The sequence below is a fragment of the Bacillus sp. PAMC26543 genome (assembly GCF_014250375.1).
Lineage (GTDB): Bacteria > Bacillota > Bacilli > Bacillales > Bacillaceae > Bacillus > Bacillus halotolerans.
This window is the reverse complement of sequence record NZ_CP060193.1, coordinates 2746570-2762071: the sequence shown is the minus strand read 5'-3', so window position 1 is coordinate 2762071 and position 15502 is coordinate 2746570. Positions and strand designations below refer to the sequence as shown.

At 44.6% G+C, this 15502-nt stretch carries 16 protein-coding genes and 2 riboswitches; of the genes, 8 read left to right on the top strand and 8 right to left on the bottom strand.

Annotated elements, in window-relative coordinates; translation table 11 throughout:
* Positions 1-115: 115 nt before the first annotated feature.
* The gene (locus H7F27_RS13830) at positions 116-541 is read left to right on the top strand and encodes an organic hydroperoxide resistance protein (RefSeq protein WP_185848029.1); all 426 of its coding nucleotides are present in this window, start codon (positions 116-118) and stop codon (positions 539-541) included.
* 29 nt (positions 542-570) lie between these two features.
* On the opposite strand, the gene H7F27_RS13825 is transcribed toward H7F27_RS13830, so the two are convergent.
* Entirely contained in the window at positions 571-1014 is a 444-nt protein-coding gene (locus H7F27_RS13825; RefSeq protein ID WP_185848028.1) for an organic hydroperoxide resistance transcriptional regulator OhrR, read from the bottom strand.
* A 143-nt stretch (positions 1015-1157) separates the two neighbouring features.
* Here H7F27_RS13825 and H7F27_RS13820 point away from each other — a divergent pair, with 143 nt between their 5' ends.
* Together H7F27_RS13820 and H7F27_RS13815 are read left to right on the top strand one after the other, a co-directional pair.
* Positions 1158-1568, top strand: coding sequence for an organic hydroperoxide resistance protein OhrB (locus tag H7F27_RS13820; RefSeq protein WP_024121122.1), 411 nt, complete (start codon positions 1158-1160; stop codon positions 1566-1568).
* Positions 1569-1687: 119 nt separating this feature from the next.
* Positions 1688-2791 (top strand): glycosyltransferase family 2 protein, encoded by a 1104-nt coding sequence (locus H7F27_RS13815; protein ID WP_185848027.1) that lies wholly within the window; start codon positions 1688-1690, stop codon positions 2789-2791.
* 4 nt (positions 2792-2795) lie between these two features.
* Here the strand turns inward: H7F27_RS13815 and H7F27_RS13810 are convergent, their stop codons facing one another.
* Positions 2796-3266 carry a guanine deaminase gene (locus H7F27_RS13810; RefSeq protein ID WP_106020425.1) on the bottom strand — a complete coding sequence of 157 codons (471 nt, stop codon included), beginning with the start codon at positions 3264-3266 and terminating at the stop codon, positions 2796-2798.
* Between the two features lie 131 nt (positions 3267-3397).
* Between H7F27_RS13810 and H7F27_RS13805 the strand changes: the two genes are divergently transcribed.
* A complete protein-coding gene (locus H7F27_RS13805) occupies positions 3398-4024 on the top strand; it encodes a histidine phosphatase family protein (protein ID WP_185848026.1) in 627 nt (208 codons plus the stop codon).
* 37 nt (positions 4025-4061) lie between these two features.
* Here the strand turns inward: H7F27_RS13805 and metE are convergent, their stop codons facing one another.
* A complete protein-coding gene (gene metE, locus H7F27_RS13800) occupies positions 4062-6350 on the bottom strand; it encodes a 5-methyltetrahydropteroyltriglutamate--homocysteine S-methyltransferase (RefSeq protein WP_185848025.1) in 2289 nt (762 codons plus the stop codon).
* Between the two features lie 128 nt (positions 6351-6478).
* Positions 6479-6634: riboswitch (SAM riboswitch) on the bottom strand.
* A gap of 131 nt (positions 6635-6765) precedes the next feature.
* Complete coding sequence (gene isp / locus H7F27_RS13795) at positions 6766-7725, bottom strand: serine protease Isp (RefSeq protein WP_024121126.1); 960 nt, start codon at positions 7723-7725, stop codon at positions 6766-6768.
* Positions 7726-7947: 222 nt separating this feature from the next.
* Between isp and rsbRB the strand changes: the two genes are divergently transcribed.
* The gene (rsbRB, locus tag H7F27_RS13790) at positions 7948-8781 is read left to right on the top strand and encodes an RsbT co-antagonist RsbRB (protein WP_024121127.1); all 834 of its coding nucleotides are present in this window, start codon (positions 7948-7950) and stop codon (positions 8779-8781) included.
* A 33-nt stretch (positions 8782-8814) separates the two neighbouring features.
* On the opposite strand, the gene H7F27_RS13785 is transcribed toward rsbRB, so the two are convergent.
* The 4 genes from H7F27_RS13785 to H7F27_RS13770 are packed head-to-tail and all read right to left on the bottom strand — an operon-like array spanning position 8815 to position 12385.
* Complete coding sequence (locus H7F27_RS13785) at positions 8815-9579, bottom strand: energy-coupling factor transporter transmembrane component T family protein (RefSeq protein ID WP_095713462.1); 765 nt, start codon at positions 9577-9579, stop codon at positions 8815-8817.
* Positions 9554-11197 carry an ABC transporter ATP-binding protein gene (locus H7F27_RS13780; protein ID WP_185848024.1) on the bottom strand — a complete coding sequence of 548 codons (1644 nt, stop codon included), beginning with the start codon at positions 11195-11197 and terminating at the stop codon, positions 9554-9556. The genes H7F27_RS13785 and H7F27_RS13780 overlap by 26 nt, the downstream gene beginning before the upstream one ends.
* Positions 11184-11783 (bottom strand): ECF transporter S component, encoded by a 600-nt coding sequence (locus H7F27_RS13775; RefSeq protein WP_101860626.1) that lies wholly within the window; start codon positions 11781-11783, stop codon positions 11184-11186. The genes H7F27_RS13780 and H7F27_RS13775 overlap by 14 nt, the downstream gene beginning before the upstream one ends.
* A complete protein-coding gene (locus H7F27_RS13770) occupies positions 11780-12385 on the bottom strand; it encodes a YkoF family thiamine/hydroxymethylpyrimidine-binding protein (protein WP_095713459.1) in 606 nt (201 codons plus the stop codon). The genes H7F27_RS13775 and H7F27_RS13770 overlap by 4 nt, the downstream gene beginning before the upstream one ends.
* A gap of 95 nt (positions 12386-12480) precedes the next feature.
* A riboswitch (TPP riboswitch) is annotated at positions 12481-12592 on the bottom strand.
* A 101-nt stretch (positions 12593-12693) separates the two neighbouring features.
* On the opposite strand from H7F27_RS13770, the gene ykoG reads away from it, so the two are divergent.
* Genes ykoG through H7F27_RS13755 form a run of 3 tightly spaced genes read left to right on the top strand, consistent with a single transcriptional unit; the run spans position 12694 to position 15425 of the window.
* On the top strand, positions 12694-13380 hold the full coding sequence (gene ykoG / locus H7F27_RS13765) for a two-component system response regulator YkoG (protein WP_024121132.1): 687 nt from the start codon (positions 12694-12696) through the stop codon (positions 13378-13380).
* A gap of 3 nt (positions 13381-13383) precedes the next feature.
* Positions 13384-14748 (top strand): sensor histidine kinase, encoded by a 1365-nt coding sequence (locus H7F27_RS13760; protein ID WP_095713457.1) that lies wholly within the window; start codon positions 13384-13386, stop codon positions 14746-14748.
* Positions 14745-15425 carry a PepSY domain-containing protein gene (locus H7F27_RS13755; protein ID WP_185848023.1) on the top strand — a complete coding sequence of 227 codons (681 nt, stop codon included), beginning with the start codon at positions 14745-14747 and terminating at the stop codon, positions 15423-15425. The genes H7F27_RS13760 and H7F27_RS13755 overlap by 4 nt, the downstream gene beginning before the upstream one ends.
* Positions 15426-15502 lie beyond the last annotated feature (77 nt).

The window sequence follows — 15502 nt, the reverse complement described above, 5'->3', positions numbered from 1 at the left end:
GTATTAAAAGGCTTATCTCTCAAGGAGGTAAGCTTTTTTTATAAATAAAAAATTGACACGTTAAATTTAATTGTTTACAATTTAATTGTGTAAAACAAAAGAGGAGGAATACAATATGAGTCAGCCATTATTTACAGCATCCGTTTCAGCGATAGGAGGAAGAGAAGGAAAGGTAATTTCATCAGACCGCGTTCTCGAGCTCGATGTCGCAATGCCGGGAACACCGAGAGCAAAGAAATTAGAAAAAGCGACAAATCCGGAGCAGCTGTTTGCGGCAGGTTACGCAGCTTGCTTTGACAGCGCACTTCAGCTTGTAGCAAGAACAGAACGAGTGAAAGTGGAGACGGAGGTTACAGCGCATGTCAGCCTGTTAAAGGATGAAGCAGATCAGGGCTACAAACTGGGTGTGACGCTGCAGGTGAAAGGAAAAGGAGTCAGTGCATCAGAATTACAGGCACTTGTGCAAAAAGCGCACGGTGTCTGCCCTTATTCAAAAGCAACCTCCGGCAATATCGATGTTACATTGGAAATCGCTGAATAAAAAATGAGGATGCCTCACATAGGGCATCCTCATTTTTTTTGGTGCAGGGTTTCAAGCAATGTATATAGAGCCGATTTTAAGTGTTTCAATTCCTCGCCGGACTGGCCTGAGAGTGTCAGAATTGTTCCCGGAATATCAGCCGCTTTTTCTTTTAAGAGCTTTCCGTTCTCTGTCAGGCTGATCATCACCGACCGCTCATCCTCTTCAGATCTTTTTCTTATAATCAATTCCTGCTGCTCCATCCGTTTCAGCATCGGTGTCAGCGTTCCGGAATCCAAATACAGAAGCTCGCCCATTTTTTTGACGGAAAGTGTTTCGTGTTCCCACAATAAAAGCAAAGCCAAATATTGAGGGTATGTCACATTCAGCTTTTCAAGCAGCGGCTTGTACTGCTTTGTCATCTCCCGCGAACTCGCATAAAGCAAAAAACAAAGCTGATTCTCCAATTTCATATGGTCAAATTCATTTTCCATCTGTGTTCACCAACTCTTTCTGACATTACATACTATTGTAGCTGAAAAACATCACTTTTCCTATTCTCGGCAAACAAAACATGTTTAAAAAGATGTGTATGGGAAATATAACAACTAAAGACAAATAAGGAGGCTGAAAACAAATGGCACTATTTACAGCAAAAGCCACCGCTCGCGGCGGACGTGCAGGACATATTCAATCAGATGACGGGGTACTCGATTTTGACATTGTTATGCCCAATGCAAAAAAAGAAGGACAAACCGGAACAAACCCGGAACAGCTCTTTGCCGCAGGTTATGCAGCATGCTTTGGCGGCGCGCTTGAACACGTGGCCAAAGAACAAAATATTGACATTGATTCAGAAATTGAAGGACAGGTCAGCCTCATGAAGGATGAAAGTGACGGCGGCTTTAAAATCGGAGTTACACTTGTCGTCAATACAAAGGGATTGGATCGGGATAAAGCCCAAGAGCTTGTCGAGGCTGCTCATGAATTTTGTCCTTATTCTAAAGCGACAAGAGGAAATGTTGATGTAAAATTGGAATTAAAATAATTTGCAGCATCCTGAGAGTTCTCAGGATGTTTTTTTGATATGAACGGATTGGTTATGATCTTTTCGAAGTGTGAATACATGTAGTATAGGTGGATTCAGACTAGAGAAAAGGTGAGCGAATGAAAAGACCGAAGCTGTCAGTTTGTATGATTGTCAAAAATGAAGAACGTCATATTGTCCGCTGTTTAGAAAGCGTGCAGCATATTGCTGATGAAATCATTGTCGTTGATACCGGATCAAACGATCAAACCGTAGAAATTTGCAGAAGTTTTCATGCTCAGGTCTATCATCATCAATGGACACAGGATTATTCGCAGGCAAGAAACATCAGTTTACAGCATGCCAAGGGTGAGTGGATTTTGATTTTGGATGCAGATGAAGAGTTAGACGTGGATACGGGAAGCTTGCTGCGTTCACTGCTGAATGACTGCAGGCAGTCCCTTGGTTACGTAAAGGTTATAAACTATACGGGAAAGCAATGGGATGAAAACGAAGCATTTGAACAAATGCAGATCAGGCTGATACGGAATCAGCGGAAGATAACGTTTAAGGGAAGAATTTGCGAAAAGCCCGTGGGTGAGGAGGCAAGCGGCGCTTTCTCTCTCCCTTGTGTTATTCACCATTACGGCTATCTGGAGCAGGAGGCAAAGTGTAAGCATAAACGTAATTTAAGCACATTGAATACAGAATTATTGACGTCATATGCCGACCCGCTTCTCATTTATCAGAAAGCAGCTGAGTACGACAGAGGCGGTGAACAGAGCAAAGCCATCCGCCTGGCAATGAAGTGCATAAATGAATGCAACAGCAAAAAGCAAATTCCTCCAGCGGTTTTATATTATATCAAGTTTCAACTCTTCATTGATTCTGAACGGTATGAAGAAGCTGAGCGGGATATTGATGAAGCACTGCGGCATTATCCAGATTACAGCACCCTTTACTACTACAAAGGGATAATGAAGTATCAGCTTAAAAAAGTCAGAGAAGCGATTACAGCATTTGAATCCTGTCTGCAAACGCAAGGTGAAAACCATCAGTACGTACAGGTTAAAGGAGCCGCTGATTTTCGATCCCTTTGCTGGCTGGGCGTCTGTCACGCTGAATTGCATCAACATATGACAGCAGTTTTATATTTGCAAAAAGCGCTGAAAGCAAACCCGAGGTGTACTCAGGCACAGCAGCTGCTCAGTGAATTAACAAAGGATCAGGCCGCACATGCCTGATCCTTTAATATTCTTTTTTATGGTCAACATCCCGCCATGCTTGAAACGGAGATAAATGCTCCGTGAGAGTTACGTGATAAAAGGGGATCGTTCTTTCTTCAGCAGGTTTATTGATTTCTTCATAAATGAATGAATCATCAAAACCGGCTTCAGCAGCATCTGTATGCTCAGCAGCATAGTAAACGGCTTTCGGCCGGGCCCAGTAGATGGCGCCTAAGCACATTGGGCATGGCTCGCAGCTCGTATACAACATGCAGTCATCCAGTTGGTATGTCCCAAGCGCTTTACAGGCGTTTCGAATAGCAGTTACTTCAGCGTGGGCAGTCGGATCATTGCTTGTAGTAACGTTGTTCTGTCCTTCGGCTATAATGGCTCCGTCCTTCACGATAACGGCTCCGAAAGGCCCGCCGATTCCAGCAATCACTCCTTCACGAGCAAGCTCGACAGCCCGCTTTAAAAACGTTTCATGATTCATCCCATACCCTCCCAGTCGATCGAATGATATAAGTATAGCCGAAAAGAAGTGCAAAAAACATTCTCAAAAGAATGAAAAATAAACAAAATATTTGGGGGATTTGCTAAGATGAAAAAAGGGAGGGGGAGCATATGCTGCATTTGTATATCGCCAGGCATGGACAGACACATTGGAACGTAGAAAAAAGAATGCAGGGCTGGCTGGATTCTGGTGTAACAGAACTTGGGCTGTACAATGCCCGAGCTCTTGGAGAACGGCTGAAGGATATTAAATTCAATCAGGTTTACATCAGCCCGAGCAAGCGGACAGAAGAGACGGCAAAAGCTATATTGGGACCGCGCCGCCTGCCGCTGGCGAAAGATCGTATATTCAGAGAAATGTCGCTGGGGCCATGGGAAGGGAAAAAACAAGAGGATATTGAAAGAGATGAACCTGATCTTTTTCATGCTTATTTTCATCATCCTGAAGCATATCGCCAGCCGGGATGTGAAACGTTTTTTGACCTCGAAAGCCGGGCAAGGCTGGCTCTCCAATTGATTTTAGACAGCCATTCTTCCGGGAATATTCTTCTGGTTACCCATTCTGTCTTTATATTAATGCTGTTAAATATCATAAAGGGAAGAGGCATTCATGACATATGGAATTCTGCTTACATACATGATACATCATTGAGCCTTGTGGCATTTGATAAAAATGGAACAGCCAAAATACTAAAAGAAGGGGATGGGGAGCATCGAAAACCGATTCCCGTTTTCTAAAAGAAAAAACCATCTGCATTTGCAGATGGTTTTCGTATTATACAAGCTGTGTCTGCTTAGCTCTTGCCTGTTTCGCCGCTTCAACCATATTTTTTAAGGCTGCGACTGTTTCTTCCTGCTGTCTTGTTTTTAAACCGCAGTCAGGATTTACCCAGAAACGGTCAGTCGGACATACAGCAAGCGCATCAACGATAATGTTGTACATTTCCTCAGTTGACGGGACACGTGGACTGTGAATGTCATAAACACCAAGCCCGAGCCCTTTCAAATACGGATGCTCTTTTAAGTAATCCAAAAATCCTCCGTGGCTTCTGCTGTGTTCGATCGTAATGACATCAGCGTCAAGATCATTGATCGTATCGACGATGTCTTCGAAGTTGCTGTAGCACATATGTGTATGAATTTGTGTTTCATTTTTCACGGAAGAGGTTGTTAATCTGAATGCTTCGGCAGCCCAAGTCAAATATTCATCCCAATCACGGGTTTTTAACGGAAGGCCTTCACGCAGGGCTGGCTCATCGACTTGAATGATTTGAATGCCCGCGTCTTCAAGCGCTTTTACTTCTTTGCGGAGGGCGAGTCCGATTTGGAATGCGATTTCTTTTCTCGAGATATCGTTCCGAGGGAAGGACCAATTTAAAATCGTAACAGGACCTGTCAGCATTCCTTTTACATGCTTGGATGTTAACGATTGAGCGTATACAGTATCTTTCACTGTCATCGGTTCAATAAACTCTACATCTCCATAAATGACCGGCGGGCGTACACAGCGTGAACCGTATGATTGAACCCAGGCGTACTTCGTAAAGGCGAAGCCGGCCAGCTTTTCACCAAAGTATTCAACCATGTCTGTCCGTTCGAATTCACCGTGAACAAGAACATCAAGATCCAATTCCTCCTGAATATCAATCCATCTTTTCGTCTCCGCATTGATAAAGTTTTGGTATTGTTCATCAGACCACTCGTTTTTCCGCCATTTTTGGCGTGCGCTGCGTACTTCAGCAGACTGCGGGAAGCTTCCGATTGTTGTTGTCGGCAAAAGCGGGAGTCCGAGAGATTCATTTTGCAGGGTTAAGCGTTCTTCAAACGGAATCGGACGCTTTAAGTCTTTATCGCTTAATTGTTCAAGCTCTTTCTTTTGTTCAGAATTGGCTCCTGTTGCAAATTGCTTGAGAGCTTTGATGTCCGCTTTCGCTTGCTGAATTCGCTCGCTGATGGCGGCTTTGCCTGATACTAAGCCTTCTTTTAAAACTGTCAGCTCTGCCAGTTTTTCTTTCGCGTAGGACAATCCGTTCAGCAGATCTTGTTCCAAATGCTCATCTGGGTGTTTCGCTACCGGAACATGAAGAAGGCTGCTGGAAGGCTGAATCCACAGTTCATCAACCTGTGCAATGCTGAGGATATGAAGCACGGCATCCAGGCGTTCTTCAAGATCCGCTTTCCAAATGTTGCGTCCGTCTATGACACCGGCTGCCAGCACTTTATCTTTCGGAAAGCCGTGTGTCTTAAGCTGTTCCAGGTTTCTGCCTTTATCATGAACGAAATCAAGCCCGATGCCCTGTACAGGATAAGAAATGAGCTCCTCATAAGCATCAACAGAATCGAAATACGTTTGCAAAAGTACATTCAAGGAAGAAAGCTCATTTGTGATGCTCTCGAATAACTCTTTTACGCCGCGTACATCCTCAGCTGAAGCGGTGACAAGCGCAGGTTCATCAATTTGAACCCATTTTACGCCTTCTTCTTCAAGCTCTTTTAAAAGCTGTACATATAACGGCACGAGATGTTTTTGAATTGCTTTAGCTTCAGATGGCTCGTAGCCTTTTGCAAGCGTGACGAACGTATAAGGGCCGACGATAACAGGTTTTGTTTCAACGCCGTACTCCTGTTTGATACGGCGGTAATCTTCAAGCTGTTTGTTTCTTGTCAGGCGGAACTCTAGGCTCTCGTCATATTCCGGCACGATGTAATGGTAGTTTGTATTAAACCATTTTGTCATTTCACTTGATACGGCGTCTTTTATTCCGCGGGCGATGGCGAAGTATGTATCTGTACTGTCAGTCAGGTGTCTGAAGCGTTGCGGGATCCAGTTGAAACTGACCGCAGTGTCAAGAATATGATCATACTGTGTGAAATCAGAAACAGGCACAACATCAATCTGCTGGTCAATTTGCGTTTTCACTGCGGATAAGAATAATTCATCGATTTGCTTCAAAAACGTATCTTTATCGCTGTTTCCTTTCCAATACGCTTCAAGCGATTTTTTCCATTCTCTGTTCAGTCCGATTCTTGGAAATCCTAAATTTGATGTTTTGATTGTTGTCATTGTTTCTCCTCCTTTATATGTAAAACACTCTTGTTGACCCGCGGATACAGGCTGTTAAGAGGTTTTCTCACAACTAAAAAGCCTCTTTCCCATGAGAGAAAGAGGCTTTTTTGCAAAACATACAGCCTCTCTCATCTCTCAGAAACAATCTGATGGAATTAGCACCGTGCCTTAAGAGATATAAATCTCGGCGCGAAAATCAGTGCGCCCCATTTCACAATGGAATTACGGTCGGTTGCTGTTGGGGTCAAAAGGCCAATCCCTCGCCCAACTCTCGATAAGAGAAAATGTTATTAATTTTTTGAAAAGTTGAATCATTTGTTGGTAATCTTAACAGCAATTCAAATTCATTGTCAACAAAGATTTTGAAATTTTTTTTACAATTTACGGTATATATTATATGAGAAAAATAATATTATAGGGTCAGTAAATGTGACTGCTCTGCTTTCTCTGACAGCTCATCAGGAGCGGTTAAATACAGGAATCCATTCCCGGCCAATGTTTTTGCGATATCGAGCGGAAGTGTCCTGCGGATCAGCTGCGCATAAAGCTCAGATTCTGAAAGCTCTCTTTGAAAAGATTCTTCTTCAAAGCTTTTAATTAAAGCAAGCGCTCCGCTGACATGAGGGGCAGCCATTGAAGTGCCGGTAAGTTTCCCGTATTTCTTGTTGGGAAGAGTGGATAAAATGTTTTCACCTGGTGCAACAAGATCAATCTCTTTGTTTGCGTTTGAAAATTCTGACGATTCACGCGCTACTGAAACAGATCCAACCGCAATTACATCATTATACGCAGCAGGATAGGAAAGCTCCTCTGTGCGTTCGTCGCCGTCACCCTCATTTCCCGCGGCACAAACGACTAGCACTCCGTTTTTGACGGCGTTTTTGACCGCTTCCTCCAGTTCAGGCACATCGCTAGGTCCGCCAAGGGACATTGAGATGATATCAGCCTTTTGCTCAACAGCATAGTTAATGCCGTTAATAATCCATTCGTACTTTCCGCTGCCGTTTTCACCGCCAAGCACCTTTACAATTAAAAGGCTTGCCTCAGGCGCAACCCCGGCGATGCCGCCGTTTGAATCGTTAGCTGCAATCGTTCCGGCAACGTGTGTGCCGTGTCCGTTGTAGTCGGAAATGGCATCTTCCTTGCCGCCGTCATCATCTGTGAAATTCTTTCCGCCGATGATTTGGTTTTTCAAATCGGGATGGCTCGTATCGCAGCCGGTGTCCAATACAGCAATTTTTACGTCTTTGCCTTTAACCCCTTTTGCCCACACTTCTGGCGCCTTAATCACTTTAATACCCTCAGGAAGCTCGTTCACATCCATGATCTGCTCATTCGTCACATACGGGATCAAGCGGATTTCACCATTCATAAAAAAGCCCTCCTTTTTTATGCTTGCAAGTGGATACAAGGGTGTTATCTCACATTATATGAAAAAAGCAGCCGCTCGGACAGTGTCGTTTGAAGCATTTTGAAAAAATAGGATACAATCCAATGGATTAGTAATTTTCAAAATAATGGATGTCTCTAGCGTGTATGGCTGGGATTCAGCTGTCAGTCAAGTTATAATAGAAGTTGGGAAAGGAGCAGTGTGATGAAACTGAATGAAAAAATATTTGCGTTTTTTTCTGAGCATGTAGAACAAATGGCCGAGGAATGGATTGACACAATGGAGGAAAGCGATCCGAATTCGATTTATGCCTTACATAATGCAACTGTAACCGAGGAGCTGAAAGAGCAGGACAGAGAGTTCTACCGGCATCTGAATTACATGTATGTTTTACCGGAAAAACAATTTCTCGATGAATTTCAACAATGGGTTATTGAGCTGACGAATGATCAAAAACATCTCGATACCCCGGTGCAATACGTCATCCGTGAGTTTATGAGAAACCGAAGATTATATACGAAGTATTTTGAGAAGTTCGCAGAAGAAAACGAGTCGGCATTTGGACCGGGAGAGAAACAAAAATGGGCCGATTTGATTGTGAAAGTTTTTGATTTTACCATTTATACATTCGTCGATCACGCTGAATCGAATGCAAAACAGCAATTAAATGCCCAGAGAGAAATGATACTGGAATTAAGCTCGCCTGTCATTACTCTGAGCAAAACGACAGCTCTGCTGCCGCTTGTCGGTGATATTGATACTGAACGGGCAAAGTTTATTCTTGAGAACACGCTTAATGCATGTGCGAAAAGACGCGTTGAGCATCTGTTGATCGATCTTTCAGGTGTCGTCGTTGTTGATACAATGGTGGCGCACCAAATCTTTAAATTGATTGAGGCGCTTACTTTAATCGGTGTCAGATCCACATTGTCTGGAATCAGACCAGAAATTGCGCAAACCGCTGTACAGCTTGGAATTGATTTTACGAACATTAATATTAAAACCAATCTTGCCCAAGCATTGAACTATCATCAATAATAAAAAAGCCGCTATTCAACATAGCGGCTTTTTCTATGAGGTAAAACATAAAGACACAAGAAAAGATCCTGCGAATAACAAGAGAATGAGGAAAAAGAACAGCCAGTCGCGCGGGCTGACGGTAAGCGACCGGTAATATGTCCGGTTTCGGCTGCCTGTAAATCCTTTTGATTCCATCGCAAGAGCTGTTCGTTCCGCTTTTCTGATCGCGCTTGCTAATAGCGGGATGGTATAGCGCTTTAACGCGCTGATTTTTTCTTTTAATCCATTTTCCGCCGCTCCGCCTCGGATTTTATGTGCCTGCTGGATCAGCTGGACCTCCTCTTTTAACAGAGGGAGAAAACGAAATCCGGCAATGACGCCGTATGCAAGCTTCGGGGACAGCTTGCACTGCTGCACAAGACTCAGCATAAATAAAATCGGATCGGTTGTAAAAACAAACATCATTGATAAGGCAGAAAAGCACAAAATCCGAAACCCGAGCGAGATGCCGACAGCCACATTTTCACTGTTGATCGAAAAAGGGCCGGCTTGAAACAGAAAATTATCTGCGGTCGTCGGAATCTTGCCGAAAACAGCGGCTGTCCATACGCAGCCGAATGCTAAAATCAAAAACGGAATCGTGAACAAAAGCCATTTTTTCAGCGGTATTCTGGCCGCAAACAAGACTCCCGCAACAATCATGATATAAAAGCACGCCGGTGTGTAAGGATTGTAAATAAACGACAGCATGACGACACAGCAAAAAACCGCCGCTGCTTTTACTGCCGGGTTAATGAGATGTAACGGCTGCTTCATTACGCACCTCCTGCTGGTATGTCATCCATTCATATCGAAGGGGGAGGGTGAGCTTTGCTTTTTGGACGAGCTCGGCTTCCCTGGAAAATAATTGTTCCGGTGTTCCTTCAAAGGCCAAATGTGTGCCGTGAAGCACAAGCACGCTGTCAGCATATGAAGATACAAGCTCCATATCGTGTGTGATCATGAGGACAGCGGTGCCTTCTGTCTGGATATGCTGAATCATTTCCATGCATTCAGCGGCTGTTTTGGCGTCTTGGCCAAAGGTCGGTTCGTCTAAAAGCAAAACCTTTACATCGTGCATCAGCATTGTGGCGACACTCAGCCGCCGTTTTTGCCCTTGGCTGATCGCAAACGGATGGTGGTCCGCCAAATGTGCAAGGCCGAAACGCTGCAGCAGGTTCTGCGCTTTTTTCTCGGTTTCGGCATTTGCCGCATGGCCGAACAGCAGCTCATCATATACTGTGTCAGTCACAAACTGGTGCTCTGGATTTTGGAAAACCAATCCCATTTGTTTGCGAAGCTCTTTTTCTTTGTAAGACTCCAGCGGCTTATCATGCAGAAGAATCTTGCCGCTTTTCGGTTTGAGCAAACGGGCGAGAACAGACAACAGCGTAGATTTTCCTGTGCCGTTTGGCCCGACAAGTGCCGTCAAAGAGCCTGCACGCAATGAAAAACTGATGTCTTTGAAAATGGTCTGCTGTCCTCTTGAAAACGATAAGCTCTGGACCTGCACTGCGTGTTCAGCAGAAAGAACCGCCGCTTCTTCAGCAGGCCCAGCAGGGAAGGGTTCCTTGAACAGCGTTTCTTTTGACAATGTAAACGGTATGCTCACGTTTTCTTGTAAGCCACAAATTTTTGGCGCAGCGATTCCCATTGTTCTTAACATGTTTGAGTGATGCTGAAACATATCCTTAGTCGGCCCGTCTAAGGCTTTCTTGCCTGCTCCATCCAGTACGATTGTTCTTTCAACCCAAGGCGCCCACTCATCAAGCTGATGTTCGATCACGAGAAGGCCGAAGCCTTTTTCCTGCTGAAGCTCTTTGATCATTTGAACGAATTCCCGTGCTGAATAAGGGTCTAAAAGGGAAGTCGGTTCATCCAGAATAATGAGCTCAGGCTCCATCGCCAAAATACAGGCGAGCGCGACTTTTTGCTTCAGTCCCCCTGACAGAGTGGAAATCGTTTTTTCCTTTACATGAGTGATGTGTAATTTTTCCAGAACGTCATCAATTTTCTTCACCATTTCTTCTTGGGGGATTTGCAGATTTTCCAATCCAAAGGCGATTTCATCCTCTACTGTCAGCATACAAAACTGCTGATCAGGGTCCTGAAAGACGACTCCGACATGCTGAGCGATTGTTTCAGAGGTTTCAGCGTCAGTGATCGGCTTTTGAAATAAGAATACATGCCCAGACAGCATCCCGTCGCAAGCTTCAGGGTAAAGCCCGTTTAAACAGAGGGCAAGCGAGCTTTTTCCGCACCCGCTCGGCCCTAACAATAAAGCACATTCTCCTTTTTGGAGCTCAAACGTTATATCCTGAAAAATCGGTTTCTCGTTTTCTTCATATGAAAAGCTAAGCCGGTCAACCGAAAGCAACTTGTTATAGGCTTGCATGATTTGATACCCGTTTCCGTTTCTTTTTCAGTTCCTTTCCGAGTGCCATTCCGTTTAAGACACCCGTATATGCGAGAGAATCGCTGACAGCTTTTCCGAGAAGGCCGGCCAGGACCGCACCTGAAACGAGACGGATCACAAGCATAATGAGCAGATAGCCCGGTGAGTACGCCGCATAACCGGAAACAAAGAAATCATAAATAAAGCTGGACACCGAAGACCCCATACCCGCCAGAAGCAGCACAGGAAGGGAATAAGCTTTCCAGCGTGTCGCAAGAAATACAGCTTCTGCTCCGAGACCTTGAACAATGCCGATAACGATAACCATCGGGCCTGAAGGATTTCCCAGCAAACATTCAACGAGAGCTGCGATGATTTCTGAAACAAGGGCCGCGCCCGGTTTACGAATGATGTACGCGGCAATCACCGACACGATAAACCAAATGCCGTAAATCGGTTCATAAGCGATGGGCCCGAACATCCCTGCAAGTACGTTTCCGAAATGGGTGAATACTAAATACACAATGCCAAAAACAATACTGATAACAGACATGATGACAATTTCTTTTACTTTCCAGCTTTTCATTTTATCCCTGCTTTCTGTTTTCTTGATGGACTGTTTGCCGAGAAGTTCACGGTCATGGTGACATGGGCTGTTTGCTGATTTGCCATGCGGAAAGCGGCTTCCAGTGTCCGGAACACGTCGTGTGCATCTCCGTCTACCTCACTTGCGTAATGAACACCCTGTACAAAGGTGCCGTCAGCCTTAGCGATTTCAACAGCTTTCATGATAATGTCCATATAATTCGGCTCATTCATCGGATAAAGCGCAAATTGGCAAGGAGCCTCTGCTTTCAGGTCGTGAACAGATTCTTCGTTGACACGCTTTTCATCTGCTATCAGATATGTATCTCCTTGTGTATCGCCGGGGCAGCCGATGGAAAACGTCCCGTTCATGACAATGTGCTTTTCGCTATTTGCTGCATACAGGTAGATGGCTTTGGCGGCGTCGAATACATGCTCGATCGATCCGCGCAAAACTGTGCTGATATGATCGGTCTTTGTCCAAACCTTTGACGTATCCGTTTTTTTCAGCGCAGACTTGATCACACTGATAAAATCATCTGTCATCGGGTATAAAGAGAACCGAAATCCGGCGATTCTGCTTGTACCGCATAAGTTGTCCATTTCTCTGACCTCCTGTTTTTTGGTAAAATAAAAAACTGCATATTCTTAGGGAATATGCAGTCATAGATCGAGTAAGCGCACGAAAAAATACACCTTTCGGTCAACCTGCACTTCCCCACGCTGGTATTATCCAGATCGGGTCATAAGGGATCAAAGCCCGTTTTTGCGCGCTTTATCTCAGCCATAACAGCACCCCTAGTGCTTTCCGTATACAATTTTTTATTTTGACATCATAATAGATGATAAGAATCATTTTGTAAACAATGAAATCATTTTTTTCATATAGGAACATGAGAGGATGATCGGAATTGGAAAAAGGGCACATATTAATTGTGGAAGATGAAGAAAAAATCGCGAGGGTCCTTCAGCTTGAATTGGAATATGAAGGATACAGCGTCACCATCAAACATAATGGCTCTGAAGGACTTAACGCGGCCACGGAAGGTTCGTATTCCCTATTGCTGCTCGATGTCATGCTGCCAGGGTTGAGCGGGCTTGAAGTGCTGCGTCGGCTGAGGAAAACGGATCAAGAGACACCGGTTATTTTATTAACAGCCCGCGACAGCGTTCCAGATAAGGTAACGGGGCTTGACATCGGTGCGAATGACTATGTCACCAAGCCGTTTGAAATTGAAGAATTGCTTGCCAGAATCAGAGCGGCACTCCGCCAAACCGGAAGCAAAACAGAGGATATCGGCACATTTTTGACATATGACGATTTGCAGGTGAACGAGAAAACACGTGAAGTCAGACGGGGAGACAAAGAGGTTGAATTAACGCCCCGGGAATTTGATTTGCTCGTCTATATGCTGAAGCATCCGCAGCAAGTGCTGACGAGAGAGCAAATTCTCAGCTCTGTATGGGGGTTTGATTACATCGGTGATACAAATGTCGTCGACGTGTACATAAGATATATCAGAAAAAAATTGGACTATCCTTACGAAAAACAGCTGATTCATACCGTACGCGGGGTCGGCTATACCATTAAGGGGTAAATGATGAAGCTGAAGACAAAGATTCATCTTTATACATCCATTTGGCTGTTGATTTTATTAGTATTGGTTCATACTGCGGTCTATCTCATTTTTTCATCGGCACTCACCTCAAAGGATGCGGCCCGTCTTGCCGATGAAACGGACAATATCGCCGAAGCTCTTCATACCGCCGAAACACAAGGAGTGGCTTTGCAGGATATGCTGCAGGCCTATCTTCCGGCAAATGGAATGGTGCGGGTAGTGAGTGCGGATCGGAAAGCCGTCATGACCATCACAAAGGAAAAAGCATATAAAGACTTCCCTCTTTCTTTTCACAGCGGAGAAACGACAGACGTGACAAAGCATGAAGGCAAACTGTTTGCAGCAGCAGCTGTCCCGGTCATTTGGACAGACGGACAAGTCGTATCGCTTCAGCTCGTGGAAAGGCTGGAGCATACAGAAGAGAGTCTTCTTCTGCTAAGAATCATCTTAATTGCGGCCAGCGCGGCTGTCTGTATCGCTTCCTTCTTTGCCGGCAGCTTACTCGCCCGCCATATCACCAATCCAATCAGACAATTGGTGACAACAATGAAAGACATACAAAGAGAAAAAGCATTCAAAACAATTTCTCTGGAAGGACAGTCGCATGACGAACTGTATCAAATGGGGCTGACCTTTAATGAGATGGCGAGCATGCTGAAAGAGCACTACGATAAACAGCAGCAATTCGTCCAAGACGCTTCACACGAGCTGAAAACCCCGCTCACCATTATTGAAAGCTACAGCAATCTGATGAAACGCTGGGGGGCAAAAAAGCCTGAAGTGCTTGAGGAATCCATTGAAGCTATTCATTCAGAAGCGGTCCATATGAAAAAACTGACCAATCAGCTGCTTACGCTGGCCAAGACCCATAAAGAACTGGAGCTTGATCTGAAAACGGTTGACCTGATCGAAGTGTCGCGCGCCGTCATACAAACACTCCAGCCGGTTTATAAACGCGACATCCTTCTCGAGACGGACAAGGAGAATTTGCTTGTAACGGCAGATGAAGAACGCATAAAGCAGCTGCTGACGATTTTGCTTGATAATGCCATAAAGTATAGTGACAAGGCCATTGTGATTTCCGCAGGAACCAATAACAGACGTCCGTTTTTGTCCGTAAGGGATGAAGGAATCGGCATACCTGAAGATCATATCCCGCGCCTGTTTGAACGTTTTTACCGGGCGGATGAGGCGCGTAACCGCAAAACAGGCGGAACGGGTTTAGGTCTATCCATTGCCAAACATATTGCCGATGAGCATGGTATTGACCTGTCTGTAAAAAGCAAACCGGGACAGGGAACAAATGTCACGATGCAATTTAAAGAACAGAATGGGGGAGCGCTATGACAAAACGAATGAAAACAGGAGCTGCTGCTGCGGCAGCCGTTTTAGCCATTGTCATCTGCGCGGTTCTTATCATTCAGCAAACCCATGAGGACGTGCTGTCAAAGGAGGCAGTCATAAAAAAAGTAGAAACCTCCTATGAAGGCGACATCACAAAAGTGACGCAATCCAATGATAAAAAAACGTATGATATGACTCTGGAAAATCCAAAAGGAATTTATTTTCTAAAAGCTGATGCTAAATCGGGCGACATATTGTCAATGAACAGAGTGAAAAAGACGAACACATCTGAGATGACAGAAAAAGAAGCTGAGCAGCTCGCTCTGGTGCGGGTGCCGGGCACCGTCAAAAAACACACGCGAAAACACGGAGTTGCGTCGTATACCATTCAAAAAAATAATGGGGAAACATACGAAGTGAAGGTAGATATGAAGACAAAAGAGGTGGTGTCCGCTGATAAAATCACCAGCAAAGACAAACAAAAGACAACAATTTCTGAAAAAGAGGCAAAAGCCATTGCAGAGCGTGAGGCTGGAGGAAAAGCGGATGACGCCGATTTGGAAGAAAGCGAAGGCACTCTCCTGTTTGAAGTAGATGTTGATCTCCCGAATGACAAGGAAGCTACGGTGAAAATAAACGCCTATACCGGCAAAGTTTCTAATATTATCTATGAAGACTAATGGTTTTCTCATCAAATTCTCATCTTTCTCTCGTTTTCCTTTCATGTTGAGTGTGTAAACTGATCTCATAACGAACA

Excerpts from the sequence above, each read along its gene's own strand:
- H7F27_RS13830 (WP_185848029.1), top strand. The coding sequence starts at position 116 with ATGAGTCAGCCATTATTTACAGCATCCGTTTCAGCGATAGGAGGAAGA.
- H7F27_RS13825 (WP_185848028.1), bottom strand. The coding sequence starts at position 1,014 with ATGGAAAATGAATTTGACCATATGAAATTGGAGAATCAGCTTTGTTTT.
- H7F27_RS13820 (WP_024121122.1), top strand. The coding sequence starts at position 1,158 with ATGGCACTATTTACAGCAAAAGCCACCGCTCGCGGCGGACGTGCAGGA.
- H7F27_RS13815 (WP_185848027.1), top strand. The coding sequence starts at position 1,688 with ATGAAAAGACCGAAGCTGTCAGTTTGTATGATTGTCAAAAATGAAGAA.
- H7F27_RS13810 (WP_106020425.1), bottom strand. The coding sequence starts at position 3,266 with ATGAATCATGAAACGTTTTTAAAGCGGGCTGTCGAGCTTGCTCGTGAA.
- H7F27_RS13805 (WP_185848026.1), top strand. The coding sequence starts at position 3,398 with ATGCTGCATTTGTATATCGCCAGGCATGGACAGACACATTGGAACGTA.
- metE (WP_185848025.1), bottom strand. The coding sequence starts at position 6,350 with ATGACAACAATCAAAACATCAAATTTAGGATTTCCAAGAATCGGACTG.
- isp (WP_024121126.1), bottom strand. The coding sequence starts at position 7,725 with ATGAATGGTGAAATCCGCTTGATCCCGTATGTGACGAATGAGCAGATC.
- rsbRB (WP_024121127.1), top strand. The coding sequence starts at position 7,948 with ATGAAACTGAATGAAAAAATATTTGCGTTTTTTTCTGAGCATGTAGAA.
- H7F27_RS13785 (WP_095713462.1), bottom strand. The coding sequence starts at position 9,579 with ATGAAGCAGCCGTTACATCTCATTAACCCGGCAGTAAAAGCAGCGGCG.
- H7F27_RS13780 (WP_185848024.1), bottom strand. The coding sequence starts at position 11,197 with ATGCAAGCCTATAACAAGTTGCTTTCGGTTGACCGGCTTAGCTTTTCA.
- H7F27_RS13775 (WP_101860626.1), bottom strand. The coding sequence starts at position 11,783 with ATGAAAAGCTGGAAAGTAAAAGAAATTGTCATCATGTCTGTTATCAGT.
- H7F27_RS13770 (WP_095713459.1), bottom strand. The coding sequence starts at position 12,385 with ATGGACAACTTATGCGGTACAAGCAGAATCGCCGGATTTCGGTTCTCT.
- H7F27_RS13760 (WP_095713457.1), top strand. The coding sequence starts at position 13,384 with ATGAAGCTGAAGACAAAGATTCATCTTTATACATCCATTTGGCTGTTG.
- H7F27_RS13755 (WP_185848023.1), top strand. The coding sequence starts at position 14,745 with ATGACAAAACGAATGAAAACAGGAGCTGCTGCTGCGGCAGCCGTTTTA.